This is a genomic window from Ensifer sp. NPDC090286, assembly GCF_044769565.1.
GTDB lineage: Bacteria > Pseudomonadota > Alphaproteobacteria > Rhizobiales > Rhizobiaceae > Ensifer.
On sequence record NZ_JBIVYF010000001.1, the window covers coordinates 1005095 to 1020934 of the forward strand.

Here is a 15840-nt window from a genome sequence, read left to right on the forward strand (position 1 = left end):
AAGGCCGGTCAAACCGGATTGCGCCATCGCCATGTCGCGTTTGAGGAAGACCGTCATCCGCGCGCACCATCGCAATGACAGCCCATCTTCGGCGGCGGTGCGCGCAAGAGCGTCTCCATCCAGAAAGCCAGCGACTCAGGACAAGGCTTTGAATCTCTGCCGGTTTCGCAGTTCCGAAGTCTGCGTGAACAGCGACACAGCAACAGAAGGCTTTGCAAATCGCGCCGGGCTCTGACACAAGGCGGAAAATCCCGCCTGACATCTCCCCCTTTGAGTCCCCGCCGTGCAAGATCTCGCCTTCCACCTGCTCGCCTTCCTGTTCGTCGCCGCCTTCATTGCCGGCTTCATCGATTCGATCGCTGGCGGCGGCGGCATGATCACCATTCCGGCCATGTTGATCGCGGGCATCCCGCCCTTGCAGACGCTCGGCACCAACAAGCTGCAGGGATTGTTCGGCTCCGGCTCGGCGACGCTGTCCTATGCCCGGCGCGGCCATGTGAATCTGAAAGAGCAACTGCCGATGGCGCTGATGTCGGCGGCCGGCGCCGTGCTCGGCGCCCTGCTTGCGACCATCGTCCCCGGCGACGTTCTGAAGGCGATCCTGCCCTTCCTGCTGATCGCCATTGCGCTCTATTTCGGCCTGAAGCCGAACATGGGCGACGTCGACCAGCACAGCCGCGTCACGCCCTTCGTCTTCACGCTGACGCTGGTGCCGTTGATCGGCTTTTACGACGGCGTCTTCGGCCCCGGCACCGGCTCCTTCTTCATGCTCGGCTTCGTCACGCTTGCCGGCTTCGGCGTATTGAAGGCGACGGCGCACACGAAGTTCCTCAACTTCGGCTCCAATGTCGGCGCCTTCGGCGTCTTCCTCTTCTTCGGCGCCGTCCTCTGGAAGGTCGGCCTGCTGATGGGCCTCGGCCAGTTCCTCGGCGCCCAGGTCGGCTCGCGCTATGCCATGGCCAAGGGCGCCAAGATCATCAAGCCGCTGCTCGTCATCGTCTCGATCGCACTCGCGATCCGGCTGCTCGCCGATCCGACGCATCCCTTGAGGATCTGGCTGGGGCTTTGAGGCGCCGGTGCGGTCGCCAAGTTCTGCGCCGTCCTAATCGGCGCGCGGGTCGAGCCTACGAGGCGCGTGGACCACACCGGCGAGCAGAGACCGCAAGCGCACGTCCGTTCTGCAATCCTCGATGACCGCCGGGCCGGATCGACAGGGCGCGGAGAGGCTTGCCGATAAACGGCAGAAGTCTCATTCCGGCGCCAATGCACGGGCCTTTGCGAGAAGGGTTTCGTCGCCGTCACCCAAGACTTCCAGTAGGCGCTTCATCTCAGCGCCGAACACTTTCCAGAAATTCGGATCGCCGGTTCTGATCGCTGTCGCATTGTCGATCAGGTCGGCGAGCTTGATGGTTTTCGCCGCCGCTGGCGCCAGTGCAAGGTGCTGGCGATCCAGTTCCTTGCGGACCTGTCGGTTGCCGTGGAACGGGGTGGATACATCGGTGAGCCACGCAACCAGCGTTGCGACCTTGGGGCCGAACGCCTCCTTGATCTCCAACAGCGTCGCGTCGGTATCCTCGACCGTATCGTGAAGCAGCGCTGCGGCGATCATTTCGGGCGTATGGGGAACGCTTCGAACGATCTCCGCCACCGCAATCGGATGAACGATATAGGGCCGACCGTCATATTTGCGCTTCTGCTCCCCATGTGCTCGGGTCGCGAACTGAAGCGCACTGTTTTCGAGGTCGGTCATTTTTCTGCGTTCAACGCCGGCTTCCATCACTCAAACCCAATCACAAGCCATTAGAACGAACCAGGCGACCTGCGCGTTCTAACGCGTCAGGTTGCATCGAACGGCGCGCTTGCCGGCCCGCGCGAATGTCGCGGGCGATCAACGTCTGACAGTTATGCCAAGATCCGGCGCACCGGATTTCGACCAGCACGAGCACTGTTCTCCGACGGGACCTGCGCCATAGCCGCATTCGTTGTCCCGGGTCTTGCAGAGCCGTGGGCGGCGCGCTTCGGCGAGCGCCTTGGCCTTGGCTTCATCCGCGGCCCTTTGCTTGCGCGTCGTTTTGGTTTTCGGTTTCGCCTTCTGGCTGGCCGACGTTTCCTGGGCCCGTGACGCACCGCTCTTCACGGTTTGCGCCTGCCCCGCCACGCCTGATGACAAGAACAGCAAGATCGATGCGACACCAAGTGCAGCTTTGAGAGTATTCTTCAAGGTTCACCCGTATTTAGCCTGTCGACGCTCTAACATGGGTGCGGCCTCCTGCCTATACAATCGCCCGGCGGAAGGAGCAGCCGTCAAGGCTCGAATTTTGCCACCCTTCCGACACGGCGGACGACGAGGACAGCCTCCAGACCTCGGCAAAAGATCCGGTAACCATGACGAAAGTCGGACAAGCCCGGCACTTGCACCTCTAGCCACTAGAGATTTCAAGATAATCCAGAATGCTTCGCCAGGCAGCCGCTCACAGGGAGAGCCTACCCGGCGAACGCGCCTGTCTTGTCACTCCGCTCGCTCCAGAGGTTTCATGTCCACCACCCTTCCCGCCATGCTGATGCTCGTCGTCGGATTGTCCACGCTGGCGCTGGCGATCCTCCGCCGCGGACAATCCGGCCGGTCGCCGGTCGTGCTGACCTATGGCGACGATGCCGAGGGGTTTGCGGGCAAGCTTTTCCGCCTGATCGTCGCAGCGCTGGTGATCCACCTTTTGGCAGTCGCCATGCTCCCGGCATCCGTCGATGCCGCCCTCGGACGGATTCCGGCGCTCGATACGCCCCTCCTTCACGCCGTCGGGCTGGCGCTGATGACGCTCGGCGGCGGGCTGACGATGCTGTCGCAATGGGCGATGCGCCATTCCTGGAAGATCGGCATCCCTGAAAAGCAGGATACGCCGCTTGTGACCAACGGCCTCTATGCCTTCTCGCGCAACCCGATCTATGTCGGGATGGTGACCGCGCTGATCGGCACGGTGCTGGCGGTGCCCAACGTCGTCTCGGTGGCGCTGGCGCTCTCGGCCTGGATCTCGATTTCCTACCAGATCCGCATGGAGGAAACCCACCTCGCCCGCGCCTTCGGCGACGCCTACGATGCCTATTGCAGGCGTGTCCGCCGGTGGGTGTGACCTCGGAATGCTGCCGCCTCAGGCGGCAGCATTGCCCACCTCGACTGCGCGGCGTGGTCGCTCACGGTCGATAAAATAGAGGGCCGCAAGCGCAGCCACGAGGCCAGGCAAACCAAGCTCGAAGAAGGACGCGAACGAAATCGGCATGGGCGTCGACATGACGTAATCGTCGAGGCTGTGGCCCAGGCTGCCCGTAAACAGGAACATCAAGAACAGCAGGGGGATGAAACCGATTGGCCCCACCACAACTGCCGCAAGCAGGAAGCGTAACGCCAGCGCTTGCAGCGCCACGACTGCCCAGATCCTGTAAGCGATGGCCCAGATTTCGGGATCGAATGCCCGCAACCGCCCGATGAACGTGGCATCTGGAAATGTCCACGGCGAGGCAGCGGCGAAGACGCCATAAGCGAAGGCTGCGATGAGCGGTGCGACGAGACCGGCGACGATCAAGGGGCGCGCCAACGCCCATCCCCTCAGCCGCGCCTCTGCCCACGTGTCTCCCAAGGTTTGGCGGCGTCGATCGGGAAACCATATCGCCGCACAGGCGGCCGCAGACAGGGCGCCGGCGGCCCCGCCGATCAGCGGCAGATCCGATTGTGTTTCAGCATTGCCCTCCGAAGGAACGAACAGAAGCAGGAATATCGCGCCGGCATGAAGGCCGACGCAGAGTGCAGCTGGCCAGGCTGACCAACGGGAGCGCCTGAAGACGAGCGTGAGCATCAGAGCCGCGGAGACGGCGGCGGCAAATGTCCCGCCGTAGTAGAGCCTCAGCACGAACCACAGCAATGGCAGCACCCTTCCGTTGGCGTTCCCGGGGGAAGAAAGCACATCCAGGAGAAAGGCTATCGGAAAGACAACGATGACCGGACCCAATGCGGTCGTGAGCCAGAAATAGCGCTCTTCACGATTGGCTTTGCCCGTCTGCCCATTCGCCTCGACGGCCGGCGAAGCAGCGATCTTTCCATCCGCGGCTTCGATGCCGCCTGCCTGTGGCTTTCGTCCCTCGCGATACAACCAAAGCGCCGCACTGATACTTGCCACCAGCGCGCCAATTCCAGCTGGAAGGAGGACATAGAAAACGGCCTCTTGCAGCAAGCCGATGATGGCCGCACGCGCGTCGCCTGGCCAAACAAAAGAAGGTTCATTTTCGCTGGGATCCCACATCGCCACGGTAGACGCAATTACGTAAACGAGGGCAAAGCCAGCCATCGTTACGAAAGCACAAGCGGCGGAGAGTGCTGGAAGCTGCCACCTTTCATGGAGAAACCGCCGGAGGGTGACCGTCAGCCACGCCGAACTCATCGCAGGCAAGGCGCAGAGAAATGGTACGACAAACATTAGAACCGGAAGACCGGCAGTTTCCGATGCCGCTAAACAGCCGACGACCGTGCCGGCCGCCACGAATGCCGCCGCGACCCATGTCGAAAACGGCACATATTCCCGCGCGAGGCGCCCACGCCAATTCTCCATGACATCCATGCCGCTTTCCCTCGCCAACGCTCAACCCTGTCGTGCAGGCAGGATTGTCGTAAATCTACGAACATTTCAAGAACATTGTACTTAGCTGCCGGTATCGCGGTCAGATTCGCGCCGCTCGCAAGCCGCGATTGTCGAAGCCGCACTGCCGGTCCCCAAGACACCCGAAGAGCTGTGCCCGCGTCCATGAAAGCGTCTGTCCGCCCGGTCGCCTTTCGGTTGGCCCAGGATGCCGACAACGGCGCGTCCGCTGGTAGGCTGGATCGCGAACTTCGTCCTCAGGCAGCGACGCTCTCCACATTGGCCGCTTCGCGCAAAGGGCCGCGGCGGATCAGAACGACGGCTGAAAGGCCGGCAACGACGCTGGTAAGACCAAGCCCGAGGAAGGTGGCCGCCGATATCGGCACGATCTGCCGAAGGATGTCCTCGCTCAGGCTATGTGCCATTGCGCCGCCGACGAGAAAGGCTGCAAGCGAGAGGATGACGATGGCGACGCCCGGCCGGGCGGCCCTGTCTTTGAGAAACTGGTCGAGCATCATCGTCATCAAGGCCACAACCGCCCAGACCCGATAGTTCAAGACCCACGTCTCCGCCGCGCCAACCTGCCCGCCTCCATTGAACAAGCCCTGCGGCGCGATGCCAAGCATTTGCGCGGCGACGGCGAAAACACAGCAAGCAAGCGCGGCAGCCGCAGGTGCCACAAAGCCGGCGATCAAGAGCGCGCGCATCAATGCCCGCAGCGAAGCACCCTGTTGCGCAGTCTGCGCGCCGAGGCCACGGCGATCGGGGAACCAGATGGCGGTGCAGATGGCAGCCGACAGGGCACCAACAATGCCGCCGAAAGGCAGGAGAAGCGCCTGATTGCTGGTGGTGTCATCTGCATAATCGAACAGAAGCGTAAAAATCGCACCGACGTGCAAGCCGATGAACACGGCGACAAGCCAGGCCGAGCGGCGTGACCGACTGGATACGAACGCAAGAACCAGCGCGGCGCTGACTGCTGCCGCATAAGTGCCGCCGAAGTAATATCTCAGCATGGCCCACGGCAGTTTCGATGCGCTGGGAGCGGTTTCCGGACCGAAGATCATCTCCAGCAATATCAGGGGAAGGAAAACAACCGTAGGCCCGATGAGAATCGATAGCCAGAAGTAGCGTTCGTCTGCCCGCGATTGGCGGCTGCGACTGTACGGCTCGTGCGCGACAACCACCGAAGGCATCGAAGCGGCCGTCCCGCCCGGTTCGCCATCAGCGCCATTGCGTTGCACCCGCCTGTCTCGCAGCAGCCACAGCCCCAAGGTCGCCCCGGCCATGAGCGCACCGGCGACCGAGAACATCAGCAGATCGGACGCCGGTCCGTAACGCGCCAGCACCGCATAAGGCACCGCATATCCACCGGGGTCCCAACTCGCAAAATACGTGGTCAGAGTGTAGACGCCGACAAACCCGGCAACCGTGCCGAAACCACAGATGCAGGAAAGCGCCAGCAACTGCCAGGTATTGCGAACCGGTCGGCTGAACGCGACCGTCAACCGCGCCGCGACCATTGCCGGAAAGATACCGAGGAAAGGAACGACAAGCTGAAAGGGGCAGAGCGAAGCCGATGTCGCGAGGCGGACGGCTGCCCAGATGACCGCCAGCGCAGCCGTCACTGACGCTGCAAAGGAAGAATAGTCCGTTTCAAGGGGCTTGCGTCCATCGTCACCAAATCGCATGCCGTCCTCCCACCACCCACAACCATTTCGTGTATCAGGATTGCGGCTTGATTGAGGCGAACATTAGGGGAACAAATTCACGGGAGGCAGGCGCGCAGAAACTCAGAAAACTGCGATCAACAATGCCCCTGTCGCAATGAAGGCGACGCCGATCCAGTTCATCAGGTTGAGCTTTTCGCCAAGGAAGAGCACGCCGAAGATCGCGACCATGACGATCGAGAGCTTGTCGATCGGCGCCACGCGGGCAGCATCGCCGAGCTTCAGCGCCCGGAAATAGGCAAGCCAGGAGGCGCCGGTGGCAAGGCCCGACAGCGCCAGGAACAGCCAGGTGCGCCCGGGGATTTCCGATGGCTTCTGCCACTGTCCGGTGGCCGCAACGATGGCGGCGATCACGCAGAGGATGACGACGGTGCGGATCAGCGTCGCGAAGTCGGAGTTGATCTGCGCAACCCCGACCTTGGCAAACACGGCCGTCAGCGCAGCAAAGGCCGCCGAAAGCAGCGCCCAGAACTGCCAGCTCTGGCTCATCAGAACTCCACGCCCTGCTGCGCCTTGATGCCGGAGCGGAACGGATGCTTGATCAGCTCCATCTCGGTGACGAGGTCGGCGATCTCGATCAGATCCTCCTTGGCGTTGCGGCCGGTGAGCACCACGTGGGTCATGTGCGGCTTTTCCTCTTTCAGGAAGCGCACGACCTCGGCGACGTCGATATAGTCGTAGCGCAGCGCAATGTTGATCTCGTCGAGCAGCACCATCGAGTTGCGCTCGTCGCGGATCAGTTCCTTCGCCTTTTCCCAGGCCTTTTCCGCCATCGCCACGTCACGGGCGCGATCCTGCGTTTCCCAGGTAAAGCCCTCGCCGAGCGTATAGAACTGGCAGACATCGCCGAAATGCTTCTCGATCAGCTCGCGTTCGCCGGTCGCCATAGCGCCCTTGATGAACTGCACGACGGCGCAGGGCATACCGTGGGCGATATGGCGGAAGATCATGCCGAAGCCGGCGGTCGACTTGCCCTTGCCCTTGCCGGTGTTCACGATGATCAGACCCTTCTCGTCGGTCTTCGTCGCCATGATCTTTTCGCGTGCCGCCTTCTTCTTCGCCATCTTCATGGCGTGGCGGGCATCATCCTTCTCGGCCGGGGCTTCGCCGCCTACTGTCGTCTCGTCGCTCATGATCACTCCCTCGGTTCTCAAGTCGGGACGGACAGCTGCCCTCGTCCCGCTTCGGTTCCTTCACTGAACAGTGAAACGGAACCAGGTCTTTGTTTCCAAGCAATTCCGGACGGAAAACCGCCCTCCGGAACCGCTTTATTCGTTGCCGGCGCGAAGCCGTGTTGCGGCGTTGCTGATGCCCGCGAGTTCAAAGCGCGCCGAGTTCGAACGCGGCGTCCAGAGATTGCGGTCGATCGCTTCGAGAAAGCGTTCGGCAAGCTCGACAAAGGCGGCCGGGTTCTTGTCGCGCAGGAAATCCGCCACGCGCTCGTCGACGACGAAGGCTTGATAGGCCGCCTCGAAATGATGGTCGCGCACGGCCCCCGTGGTCGCCGCAAAGGCGAACATATAGTCGACCGTGGCGGCGATCTCGAAGGCGCCCTTGTAGCCATGGCGCATGACGCCATCGATCCATTTCGGATTGACGACACGCGCCCTGACCACGCGGCCGATCTCTTCTTCCAGCGAACGGATGACCGGCTTTTCCGGCCGGGAATGGTCGTTGTGATAGATCGCCGGGCGGTGTCCGCCGAGCTGTTCGGCGGCAGCGCTCATGCCGCCTTCGAACTGGTAGTAGTCGTCGCTGTCGAGCAGATCGTGTTCGCGGTTGTCCTGGTTCTGCACCACCGCCTCGATCGTGCGCAGGCGTTCTTCGAAGAGGTCGCGCTCGGCCTTGCCCTCTTCGCCGGCGCCATAGGCATAGGCGCCCCAGGTGAGATAGGCCTCGGCGAGATCGGCCTTGGTTTCCCAGCCCTTCTCGTCGATCAGCGCCTGCAGGCCGGCACCATAGGCGCCGGGCTTGGCGCCGAAGACGCGGTAGGAGGCGCGGCGCGCAGCCTCGGCCGCATCGACACCTTCTGCTTCCAGCCGCAGCGTCTCTGCGCGCATGCGCGCGGCGATCATGTTGTCGGCATCGTCCTCTTCCAGCGCGCCGACGGCGCGGATCGCCTTGTCGAAGAGCGCTATCTGATCCGGGAAGGCATCGCGGAAGAAGCCGGAAATGCGCAAAGTCACATCGACGCGCGGGCGGCCGAGCACCGCAAGCGGGACGATCTCGTAGCCCATCACCCGGCGCGAGACCATGTCCCAGGTGGGTTTGGTGCCGATCAGCGCGAGCGCCTGGGCGATGTCGTCTCCGCCGGTGCGCATGTTCGCCGTGCCCCAGGCGGTCAGCCCGAAGGAAGACGGCCACTCGCCATGATCCTGCAGATAGCGGCGGATCAGCAGTTCGGCCGATTTCTTGCCGAGCTCATAGGCAGCGGGCGTCGGCACCGCACGGCTGTCGACAGAGTAGAAATTGCGCCCCGTCGGCAGCACGTCCGGCCGCCCGCGCGTCGGCGCGCCGGAGGGACCGGGGGCGACGAAGCGGCCGCTGAGACCGGTGAGGAAACCGGCCATTTCCGCAGCGCCCGAGCCCGAAATCGAGGGCTTGAGGCGGGTGTCGATCTCGTCGAGCACGGCGCGGGTGTTGGTCCAGCTTTCCGGGCACACCAGTTCGCCGGCAACGAGCTGTGCGGCCAACAACTCGATCCGCTCGACCGTATCGCCGGCGGTGCGCCACGGGGCGTTCGATAGGTCGGCGAGGATGGACGGTTTCGGACCGGTCCAGGTATCGGACATGACGCAGTCGAGCGGGTCGAGGACGAGCCCCGCATCCGCTGCGATCGCCCGCTGCAGGCTCTGGTCGCCGCCCTCGCCGGGGCCGCGCGGTACGCGCGCCAATGCTACGGTGAGATCCGTCAACAACCGCCCCTCCGGCGCCACGCCGAAGATGTGCAGGCCGTCGCGGATCTGCATTTCCTTGAGGTCGCAGAGATAGGCGTCGAGTTTTTCCAGCGCCTTGTCGTCGCTGTCGCCCTTGTGAATGCCGGCGTCGCTGTCGAGGCCGATGTCGCGCACGAGGTCGAGGATCTGGCGGCTGAGCAGACGCAGGCGCCGCGGGTCGCCGCCGGCCGCGTCGTAGTACTCGTCGACCAGCGCTTCCAGGTCCTTCAGCGGCCCGTAGGATTCGGCGCGCGTCAAAGGCGGCGTCAGGTGATCGATGATGACCGCGCTGGTGCGGCGCTTGGCTTGCGTACCTTCGCCCGGATCGTTGACGATGAAGGGATAAATGTGCGGCAGTGGACCGAAAATCGCCTCGGGATAACAGGTCTCCGATAGCGCCAGGGCCTTGCCCGGCAGCCATTCGAGATTGCCGTGTTTGCCCATGTGCACGATCGCCTGCGCGCCGAACTGCTGGCGGAGGAAGGCGTAGAAGGCGAGATAGCCATGCGGCGGCACGAGGTCCGGCGAATGGTAGCTTTCCTTCGGATCGATGTTGTAGCCGCGCGCCGGCTGGATGCCGACGATCACCTCGCCGAAGCGGGCGAGCGGCAGCGCGAAGGCGCCGTCGAGGAAGAAGGGATCGGCCTCCGGTGCACCCCAGCGGCCCGCGACTTGATCCTTTATCTGTTTCGGAAGCGAATCGAAGAAAGATTTGTAATCGTTCAGCGAAATGCACTCGCGGATTTCGCGATCATGGCTTGCCGAATTGGTCGGGCCGGCCATCAGATACCGGATCAGCGCATCACCGTCGTCGGGAATATCGGCAACGCCATACCCCTCTTTCGCCATCGCCCGCAGCACTTCGACGGTGCCGGCCGGCGTGTCGAGCCCGACACCATTGCCGAGGCGACCGTCGCGGTTCGGATAGTTGGCCATGACGATGGCGATACGGCGCTCGGCCGGCTCTGCCCGACGCAGCTTCGCCCAGTTGACCGCAAGATCAGCGGCAAAGCGCACGCGGTCTTCGAGCGGCTCATGCCCGACGATATTGGCCTCGACCTTCGCGTCGTAGATCGATGCCGCCTTGAACGAGACGGCACGGGCCAGGATGCGGCCATCGACCTCCGGCAGGGCGACATTCATGGCGAGATCGCGGGCCATCAGCCCCTGTGGCGACGTTTCCCACTGCGCCCGCGACGAGCCGGAGAAGATCACCTGCAGGACAGGCGCCCCGGTCGATTCCAGCACGGTCGGTTGACGATCGGCACCGGGCGACGAGACGGCAAAACCGGTGGCGTTCATCACCACGTCGGGTGCTGCTTCAGCAAAGATCGCTTGCAGCGTGCCGACGGAAACGGCATCCTTGAGGCTGGAGACGAAGACCGGCAGCGCGCGGACACCTTGTTCCGCCAACGCGTCGATCAGCGCCTCGACCGGCCGTGTCTCGCCGCTCTGGACGAGGGCGCGGTAAAAGCAGATGGCGATGGTTGGTTCGAATTCCACCCTGTCCGTCTTGTCGACATCAAAGCCGGCGACGACCTGCAACCACTCAGAAACGCCGATCACACCCTTACCCGGCCACCAGATTCCGGCCTTCAGGAGCGGCTTGGCCGGCTGCGGCTTCTCGGCACCGGTGACCAGCGCCGCGGCATAGTCGAGGAACAGGCCGGCATTGTCGGCGCCGCCTTCGGTAAAATAGGCCCAGAGGCGCTGGCGGTCGTCGGCTGCGACGGTGGAGAATGGTTCCAGCCCCGGATCCGGCTTGTCGTCGCCCGGCAGCACCGCGATCTGGAAACGGTGGGTGACGGCAGCCGCATGCAGGGCTTCGAGCAGATAGCGGAAATAGCTGGCGCCACCGAGCGGACGGACGACGATCAGCTTGGCGTGGCGCGCCGTGCGCTCGACATAGGTGTCGACCGACATCGGGTGCATCAGGCTCATGAGGCTGGCGATGCGCAGGCTCAAGCCGCCTTCGCGGCGACCATGGGCTGCGGCGATCGAGGAAAGCTCGGTGTCGGCGGCCGACAGGAACAGGATATCGGCCGGCGTTTGCCCAAGGTCGATCGCTTCGTTGCCGTCGGCGATCGTTCCTTTCTGGGCGAGAAGCAGATGCATTCGTCTTGTCCGTTCGGGCAATCCCGGCGGAAACGCTGAAAGCGGCCTCCGCCCGAAACTGCATTATTTCAATGCGTTAGGTCATTTCACTCAAGAAACGATCTAGACCAGCGCGGTGATCGCGGCGCGTACCGCCTGCTCGTCCATGTCGTGCAGGCCGATGACGACGAGGCGCGTGCCACGCTTCTCGCCGGCAGCCCAGGCACGATCATAATACTGGTCGACGCGGGCGCCGACCGCCTGGATCAACAGCCGCATCGGCTTGCCGGGTACGTCGGCGAAGCCCTTGAGACGCAGCACGTCATGTTCTGCGATCACGCCCTTCAGACGATCGATGAAGGCGACCGGATCGGCAATCGCGCCAAGCTCGACGACGAAGCTGTCGAACTCGTCGTGGGAGTGCTCTTCGCCGGCCTCGTGCTCCATCTCGTGGTGCGACTTGCGGTTGGCGATATCGCTTTCCGTGCCGACACCGAGGCCGAGCAGGATGGCGGCGGCGACTTCGCCGTTCTTCGCCTCGATCATCGCAGGCTTGCGACTGGTGCGCGAAGAGACCTCGTCGCGCACGGCCTTGAGGCCGGAGGCGTCGATGAGGTCGGTCTTGTTGAGAACGATGAGGTCGGCAGCGGTCAGCTGGTCCTCAAACAGTTCCTCGATCGGGCTTTCGTGATCGAGATTGTCGTCCTCGACGCGCAGCGCATCGACCTTGTCGTGGTCGTCGGCAAAGCGGCCGGCGGCAACGGCCGCACTGTCGACCACGGTGACGACGCCATCGACGGTCACTTCGCTGCGGATATCCGGCCAGTTGAAGGCGGCGATCAGCGGCTGCGGCAAAGCGAGGCCCGAGGTTTCGATGATGATGTGATCGGGACGGTTTTCGCGCTCGAGCAGCTTGGTCATGGTCGGGATGAAATCATCGGCAACCGTGCAGCAGATGCAGCCATTGGTGAGCTCGATGATATCGTCCTCGGTGCAGGCCTCCGCACCGCAGCCCTTGAGCACGTCGCCATCAACGCCGAGATCGCCGAACTCGTTGATGATCAGCGCGATGCGCTTGCCGTCGGCGTTCTGCAGCAGGTTGCGGATCATCGTCGTTTTGCCGGCGCCAAGGAAGCCGGTGATGACGGTCGCCGGGATCTTGCCCTGGTTGGCTCTCGCAGTGGTCATTTTTCAACCCTTCATTTTCAGCGGCAAACCGGCCGCGACAAAGTAAACTTCAGCGGATTTCTCCGCAACGATCTGGTGAAGCCGGCCGGCATGGTCGCGGAATTCGCGGGCCATGCGGTTCTCGGGCACGATGCCGAGGCCGACCTCGTTGGAAACGAATACGAGACGCGCCTGCGCCTCAGGCAGATACGCGGCAAGGGCGGCGAATTCCGCCGCGATGTCGCGCTCTTCGAGCATGAGATTGGTGACCCACAGCGTCAGGCAGTCGATCAGGACCACGTTAGCCCGATCGTCGATGCTTCTCAGCACGCCGACGAGATCGACCGGCTCCTCATGCGTCGTCCAGCCTTCGCCGCGGCTTATCCGGTGGTGGTCGATGCGCGCGCGCATTTCGTCGTCCCAGGCGCGTCCCGTGGCGACATAATGTCTGGTGAGGCCGGACGCTTCGACGAGCCTCTCGGAAAAGCCGGACTTGCCGGAGCGGGCGCCGCCAAGAACCAGCACGGGTCCGTCGCTGAGACTGCTCATCGCCGCTGCCTCAACATGCCGAGATCAGCGGCAGGCGGCAACGGCCGTCGGGCGCGCCAAGGGCGCGTTCTTGAAAACATCTGCGAGCCAAAACAACCTCCGTGATGGCGTTGGAGACAAACGTCCCCTCGGGCGGAATGCCCATGTCGGATGGCAGGTCTCCTGGCTCACGGCGTCACGGGGCCAAACATCGCCTCGCCCTCAAAGGGCAAGGTTCCGATGTCAGGACCCGAACGGCCCGCCTCACCTTCCCGGCGTTTTTCCGACAGCGAACCTTTTGCACGTCATCTCCGACGCACGGGCGCTGCGGGCGGCTTCGTGAAAGGCGGACGATTCGTAGAAGAAGAGGCGTCCAACCCGGCTGATCACGATGCCACACCAGTGGCTTTTCCGGCTTGATCCCCGACCTGCCCCGGTTGCCCATGCAACCGGCCGACAACCCGGCACCAAACCCGATGGCGAACCCTGACCGTTCTACAGTCGCGGGGTCGGCTGCGATAAGGATGCCCGACTTGGGTCCATCCGTCACATTCCCAATTATTCCCCCGTGTCGCCACGACGCGGAGGAACCATCCAACAGCCGATGATTAGGAACCGGACCGCGCAAAGTCAATCGACGCATGCGACGCCTCCCCGGCCGAGTTGCGCCACGCGACGATTTGTCGAGCCGTGAACGGACGGCCGCGGCCCGCCAAGAACGGTCGCGTATCCGCCTGCCTTCCACCCGTGGTTCGAGCCCTTACACTCTCATTCTGTGCCAAATCGCTATCAGAATGCGCCAATGCGCCCTCAAGCTCTGGCGCACCTCTGTTCCGAGGCAAATTCGCCAGCATGATGATCAACATCCGCAAATGGTTCGGCGATCGCGCGTTCGACCGCATGGTCCTGTGCACCGTGCGCCAATCGGCCCCACGGGAGCGCTACTCTTTCGGTTGAGGATTGACGATTTTCAGCCAGCACGTCGCAATCACCGCTGTGGTCGAGACTGCGGCTGCGGCCAGATAAATGGCGCTCGCCCCCCATCCTTCGCCGAGGCTTCCGAACAAAAGCGTGCCGAGCCCGTAGCCCGCCCACATAAAGCTGGTAAGCCAGCCAAACGCCTCGGTTCGATCCTCCGGTCGGGCACTCAGCCCGACAGCGAGCTGGCCGAGCGCATCCCGGGCTCCGCTGAAAACCCCGGCACCGAGATAGAGCAGCAACAGAAGCCAATGGTTTGACGTCATGCTCATCAAGATGAAAAAGCAGGCCGTCACCAGGTGAAAGGCAATCATGCCGCGCTTCACCGATGGTTGTGCGCGCAGCGCGCCATAGAAAATGCCGCCGAAAACCTCGCCGGCAGCAAATCCACCGAGAAGAACACCTGCCAGGGTGGCTGTGACGCTCGCCACCGCGCCAACCTGCATGGCACCAATCGTAAAGGTATCGAGGGCGACGATCGCCAGAAGCAGCGCCAGCGGAGCGTTCGCCAGGACGGAGAACAGCCTTCGCGGACGACGCTCGGTGGCCCTCCTTGCCATGGGACTGTTGGCGATCAGCATGTCGCCAACGACCTTTGCGACAGCGCACGACCCCACGATCATGTTTGGCGGCATCACATAGAGCAAGGCACCGACCAGGATGGGCCCGAATATGAAGGTGCTCGAGTTGATGACTGTATCGAGCGCGTAGGCACTTGATAGATTGCTCTCGGGCACGAGATGCGGCCAGCTGGCCCGGACGACGGACCCCGATGGCGGCGTCGTGGCACCCAGGGCCGCGGCAGCCAAGAGAAGATAGGCGGCTGGCAACTGATGAACGAGCGCGAAGACCACCGTCACATAGGACAGGGTGTGAAACCCGACGAACACAAAAAGAGTTGGCCGCGAACCGAAACGATCGACGAGGCGGCCGGCAGCGGGGGCGACCAAAGCCAAGGAAACGGCGTGCGCGAACAGGACGGCGCCCGCATCCACGACTGAGCCCGTGCTTTTCGATACCGCGATCAGAAGGGATAGGCTCAGCATCGACGTGGTCATTCGACTTATCGATGTCGCGATCACGAGACGGACGACACCATCCCCGCGCAGCACCGCAGCATAGCTCTCACCGACCATTCTTGCGTTACCTTCGTAATCCGAATAGTTAGTAACGAGTACACAACCGGATCGTTACCTGTCAAATGCAGCTTACAAGTAACTCACAGCGCCAGGCCGCCTTGGCCGCGACTTTGGTAAACCTCACACTGGACGGTCAATCGGGCGGCCGCGCCTATGCTGGCTTGACAGCCGACGCGCTGAAGCAGGCGTTTGCCGAACAGCTCAACCCATCGATGAGCAAGCGCGTTCTGCCCGTCGTCGATGGCGGCGCGCGATTGCGGTCGGTCGCAACGGACCTCGGCCCGGTGTTTGAGGCCGCCACGGACGAGACCGCTGCGGCGACGCTGAACCACCTGATGAAGCGCTACGCCCCTCGCCCCTATCTCGTGGCCGACGTCGACCAGCCCCATCACCTGCATTTCCATGGAGACGGCGAAACGATCATCGAGGCGCTGGCAGCCGAGTTCGTGGTTTCCCTGGCGCTGCTCATGGACAGGTTCGGCAGTCGGCGCTTTGGACGGTGCCATGCGAACGGGTGTGACCGCGCCTACATCGACGTGACGCGAAATGGGTCGAAGCTGTACTGCTCCGACGCGTGCACGGCACGTATGAAGATGGTCGAGTATCGCGCACGCTTGCGCAAAGGCTGAACGGCGCAGGATCA

12 protein-coding genes and 1 riboswitch are annotated in these 15840 nt (G+C 63.1%); of the genes, 3 read left to right on the plus strand and 9 right to left on the minus strand.

Going from position 1 to position 15840, the window contains the following annotated elements:
• The first annotated feature begins 283 nt into the window (after positions 1-283).
• Positions 284-1069, plus strand: a complete 786-nt coding sequence (locus ACIQUG_RS04935) for a TSUP family transporter (protein WP_402318030.1) — start codon at positions 284-286, stop codon at positions 1067-1069.
• A 180-nt stretch (positions 1070-1249) separates the two neighbouring features.
• Here the strand turns inward: ACIQUG_RS04935 and ACIQUG_RS04940 are convergent, their stop codons facing one another.
• Complete coding sequence (locus tag ACIQUG_RS04940) at positions 1250-1750, minus strand: HD domain-containing protein (protein ID WP_402318033.1); 501 nt, start codon at positions 1748-1750, stop codon at positions 1250-1252.
• Between the two features lie 784 nt (positions 1751-2534).
• On the opposite strand from ACIQUG_RS04940, the gene ACIQUG_RS04945 reads away from it, so the two are divergent.
• Positions 2535-3128 (plus strand): methyltransferase family protein, encoded by a 594-nt coding sequence (locus ACIQUG_RS04945; protein ID WP_402318036.1) that lies wholly within the window; start codon positions 2535-2537, stop codon positions 3126-3128.
• Between the two features lie 18 nt (positions 3129-3146).
• Here ACIQUG_RS04945 and ACIQUG_RS04950 read toward each other — a convergent pair whose 3' ends face one another.
• The 8 genes from ACIQUG_RS04950 to ACIQUG_RS04985 form a co-directional block, all read right to left on the minus strand.
• Positions 3147-4607, minus strand: a complete 1461-nt coding sequence (locus ACIQUG_RS04950; RefSeq protein WP_402318040.1) for a hypothetical protein — start codon at positions 4605-4607, stop codon at positions 3147-3149.
• A 275-nt stretch (positions 4608-4882) separates the two neighbouring features.
• The gene (locus ACIQUG_RS04955) at positions 4883-6253 is read right to left on the minus strand and encodes a hypothetical protein (protein WP_402318043.1); all 1371 of its coding nucleotides are present in this window, start codon (positions 6251-6253) and stop codon (positions 4883-4885) included.
• Between the two features lie 165 nt (positions 6254-6418).
• The gene (locus ACIQUG_RS04960) at positions 6419-6844 is read right to left on the minus strand and encodes an EamA family transporter (protein ID WP_402318046.1); all 426 of its coding nucleotides are present in this window, start codon (positions 6842-6844) and stop codon (positions 6419-6421) included.
• Entirely contained in the window at positions 6844-7488 is a 645-nt protein-coding gene (gene cobO / locus ACIQUG_RS04965; protein ID WP_043617391.1) for a cob(I)yrinic acid a,c-diamide adenosyltransferase, read from the minus strand. The genes ACIQUG_RS04960 and cobO overlap by 1 nt, the downstream gene beginning before the upstream one ends.
• Positions 7489-7623: 135 nt before the next feature.
• On the minus strand, positions 7624-11406 hold the full coding sequence (cobN, locus tag ACIQUG_RS04970; RefSeq protein ID WP_402318049.1) for a cobaltochelatase subunit CobN: 3783 nt from the start codon (positions 11404-11406) through the stop codon (positions 7624-7626).
• 102 nt (positions 11407-11508) lie between these two features.
• Positions 11509-12573 (minus strand): cobalamin biosynthesis protein CobW, encoded by a 1065-nt coding sequence (cobW, locus tag ACIQUG_RS04975; RefSeq protein ID WP_402318052.1) that lies wholly within the window; start codon positions 12571-12573, stop codon positions 11509-11511.
• A 3-nt stretch (positions 12574-12576) separates the two neighbouring features.
• Complete coding sequence (gene cobU, locus ACIQUG_RS04980) at positions 12577-13101, minus strand: bifunctional adenosylcobinamide kinase/adenosylcobinamide-phosphate guanylyltransferase (RefSeq protein ID WP_402318054.1); 525 nt, start codon at positions 13099-13101, stop codon at positions 12577-12579.
• A 134-nt stretch (positions 13102-13235) separates the two neighbouring features.
• Positions 13236-13690: riboswitch (cobalamin riboswitch) on the minus strand.
• 331 nt (positions 13691-14021) lie between these two features.
• Entirely contained in the window at positions 14022-15194 is a 1173-nt protein-coding gene (locus ACIQUG_RS04985; protein WP_402318057.1) for an MFS transporter, read from the minus strand.
• A 101-nt stretch (positions 15195-15295) separates the two neighbouring features.
• Here ACIQUG_RS04985 and ACIQUG_RS04990 point away from each other — a divergent pair, with 101 nt between their 5' ends.
• The gene (locus ACIQUG_RS04990) at positions 15296-15826 is read left to right on the plus strand and encodes a CGNR zinc finger domain-containing protein (RefSeq protein ID WP_402318060.1); all 531 of its coding nucleotides are present in this window, start codon (positions 15296-15298) and stop codon (positions 15824-15826) included.
• Positions 15827-15840: the final 14 nt, after the last annotated feature.